Below are 3,169 nucleotides of genomic sequence, written 5' to 3'. Positions count from 1 at the left end.
TCGAAAATTAAAGATGATTTCCCGGAAGGAAGCACTAAATTTGAAATGTACCGCAATTACCAAGTTGCTGCGAGAAATGTTCAGTCTCACAATATGTTAGCGCTGTTTCGCGGGGAAACGGAGGGGGTTTTAGATTTAGATTTAGCCTTTGATGAATCGGCGGTGATGGCTTATTTGGAATCTCAGGAAATTAGAACTAAGATAGCAGCAGTTAAGGAGTTTTATCGATCGACCTTGAAGGATGCTTTCAACCGACTGATGAAGACTTCCTTGATTACGGAAGTGCGATCGCACCACAAAGCCGGCGCGGATATCGAGTCGATCGCCACTTTTGAAACCAACCTCCGCGAGTTGCTGCTGTCTGCGCCGGCGGGAATGAAACCCACACTGGCGATCGATCCGGGATTTCGCACGGGGTGCAAGGTTTCCGCCCTCGACGAAACCGGGCAATTTTTAGAATATCAAGCAATTTTCCCGCACCAAGCGGCCGCTCAGCGACAGCAAGCTGGTAAAATTGTCAAGCATTTGATTGAAAAATATAAAATTGAATTAATCGCGATCGGCAACGGTACAGCTTCCCGCGAAACAGACGAGTTTGTGTCGGAAGTTTTGGTCGAAATGGACAGAAAACCGATTAAAGTCATGGTGAACGAATCCGGCGCATCGATTTATTCAGCAAGCGATGTGGCGATCGCCGAATTTCCCGATCTCGACATCACAGTCAGGGGCGCAGTCAGCATCGGGCGGCGCTTGCAAGACCCCCTCGCCGAACTTGTAAAAATCGACCCGAAATCAATCGGAGTCGGTCAATACCAGCACGACGTTGACCAAAAACTGCTCAAAAAGAAACTCGACGAAACAGTCGAAAGCTGCGTTAATTATGTGGGAGTTGACTTAAACACAGCATCCAAAGAACTGCTGACCTTTGTGTCAGGAATGACGGCAACAGTTGCTAAAAATATCGTCAATTACCGCAACGAAAACGGCGCGTTTAAAAATCGCCGCCAACTCCTAAAAGTTCCCAAACTCGGCCCAAAAGCTTTTGAACAAGCCGCCGGCTTTCTCCGCATTCGCGGCGGCGAAAACCCGCTGGACAATACAGCAGTTCATCCCGAAAGTTATGCTGTCGTGCAGGCGATCGCCAAAGATTTAAGTTTACCGCTGACAGGGATAACACAAATATCGGAAAAAATCAAGACTGTAAATATTAAAAAATATGTCACAGAGAAAGTCGGAGAACCGACGCTGCGAGACATTATTTCCGAACTAGAAAAACCGGGAAGAGACCCGCGCGCCGAGTTTAAATATGCCACTTTCCAAGCCGGAATTAAAGAAATCTCCGATTTGCAAGTGGGGATGGAATTAGAAGGCATCATCACGAATGTAGCTAACTTTGGAGCCTTTGTTGATGTGGGAGTGCACCAAGATGGTTTGGTTCATATTTCTCAATTAGCCGATCGCTTTGTAGACGATCCGAAACAGATTGTGAAAGTCGGACAAGTTGTGAAAGTGCGGGTTTTGGAGGTGAATGAGAAGTTAAAGCGGGTAAGTTTGACGATGAAGCTGCAAGAAAAACCGCAACCGCAAAAGAGCGATATTCGCCTTCCGACTCCGCGCCGGCGTTAAAAGTAGGGTTCGTAGTGCGGACTTCAGTCCGCTCTGATGCTGCGGACTAAAGTCCGCACTACAAACTTTATTTTTTCTTGCTAGCTTTCCAAGTGCCGCCGTAGAAGTACAAAGGATTGTTTTTACTTACCGATTCCCAACATTTAAGACACAAAAAAAACCACTGCCCCGACTCGTCATACCGGGCGCGGTAGAGAGTCGGGGCAGATTGGGAACACCGATCGCAATATTTGATTCTAATTCCTCTGGCCATTGTTTCTGGGTTTTAAACAATAGCGGATTCTTGAGGGCGGGCAAAAATCATGCGGCCTGCGCTGGTTTGCAGGGCGCTGGTGACTACCACTCTGGCTTCCGCGCCGACGTAGCTGCTTCCTGCTTCTACGACTACCATTGTGCCGTCGTCCAAGTAACCGATTCCCTGAGATGGTTCTTTGCCTTCTTTGCGGATTTTTAGTTCGATCGTATCTCCCGGCAAATAAGTGGGGCGCACTGCATGAGTCAAATCGTTGATGTTCAAAACTGGCAGTTTTTGGACGGTAGCTACTTTCGACAAGTTGTAATCGTTGGTGAGCAAAATGCCGTCGATATCTAAGGCGAAGCGGACTAATTTGGCATCTACTGTGGGAATATCTTCGTAGTCAGCCGAGTGAATTTGAATCCGTTCTGGATATGTTTCTTTGATGCGGTTGAGTACATCTAAGCCGCGGCGCCCGCGCACTCGCTTTTGATCGTTGGCTGAATCGGCTACGAGTTGCAGTTCTTGGAGCACGAATTGCGGGATGATAATTTGACCTTCGAGGAAACCTGTTTCTAGCAGGTTTTCAATCCGGCCGTCAATTATACAGCTTGTATCGACTACTTTGGCAGAGGCTGGTTTGAAAGTTCCTTCGGCTACCAACACCGTGTCTAAGCTTTTGGGGTTGATCAGGCGCAGGAAAGCACGGCCGTGGGTTTCTGTCAAGCCGACGCCTGTGAAGCCGAACATGACGCTACCCAATACTGCGACTAGGGGTTTGATAAAGCCGAATTCGCGGGGAATTGGCAGCAGGAACAGCGGAGCCAGCATTAAGTTCGCTACTAGCAGTCCGATGATTAAGCCGATCGCCCGCGTCAGCAGCATCTCCACCGGCATATCCCGGACTTTTTTTTCTACGCGCCGGTAGGTTGTTTGAGCCACTAATCCGAACACGAAGCCGATTAATGCTCCAAACGAGCCTAGTACGGAACTTAAACCTTGTATATTTGTAACTTGCTCCAGCAGGTTGTTCGGTAGCAGCTCGACTCCGTAATAGCCGATGCCTCCGCCTGCGATTATGAATGAGATTATTATGATTGCGTCTAGCATTAGTTCTAGGTTAATGAATTTGTTTACATTATATCTTTCCCGTGCTGATAGTTTTTTCCGACGTTGCGGTCGGATCTCACTATCTTTGTTCATAAATTTTAATGAACTTATATTTCGCGCCTCTACCGTGAAGGGGATGCGCGATCGAGCAAGAGCTAGATTTAGCGAGGTCTGCCGAGGGCATCTACCAGATACCAA

At 47.9% G+C, this 3,169-nt stretch carries 3 protein-coding genes; 1 reads left to right on the top strand and 2 read right to left on the bottom strand.

Going from position 1 to position 3,169, the window contains the following annotated elements; genetic code table 11:
* Positions 1 to 1,626, top strand: a 1,626-nt coding sequence (locus WBA89_RS16770; RefSeq protein ID WP_424408318.1) for a helix-hairpin-helix domain-containing protein, incomplete at its 5' end; no start/stop codon positions are given.
* A 67-nt stretch (positions 1,627 to 1,693) separates the two neighbouring features.
* On the opposite strand, the gene WBA89_RS16765 is transcribed toward WBA89_RS16770, so the two are convergent.
* Together WBA89_RS16765 and WBA89_RS16760 are read right to left on the bottom strand one after the other, a co-directional pair.
* A complete protein-coding gene (locus WBA89_RS16765) occupies positions 1,694 to 1,879 on the bottom strand; it encodes a hypothetical protein (protein WP_333468377.1) in 186 nt (61 codons plus the stop codon).
* 12 nt (positions 1,880 to 1,891) lie between these two features.
* Entirely contained in the window at positions 1,892 to 2,971 is a 1,080-nt protein-coding gene (locus tag WBA89_RS16760) for a PIN/TRAM domain-containing protein (RefSeq protein ID WP_424408317.1), read from the bottom strand.
* Positions 2,972 to 3,169: the final 198 nt, after the last annotated feature.

It is taken from the genome of Microcoleus sp., from assembly GCF_049646505.1.
GTDB lineage: Bacteria > Cyanobacteriota > Cyanobacteriia > Cyanobacteriales > Microcoleaceae > Microcoleus.
This window is presented reverse-complemented; position numbering and strand designations above follow the sequence as displayed.

Excerpts from the sequence above, each read along its gene's own strand:
- WBA89_RS16760 (WP_424408317.1), bottom strand. The coding sequence starts at position 2,971 with ATGCTAGACGCAATCATAATAATCTCATTCATAATCGCAGGCGGAGGC.
- WBA89_RS16765 (WP_333468377.1), bottom strand. The coding sequence starts at position 1,879 with ATGGCCAGAGGAATTAGAATCAAATATTGCGATCGGTGTTCCCAATCT.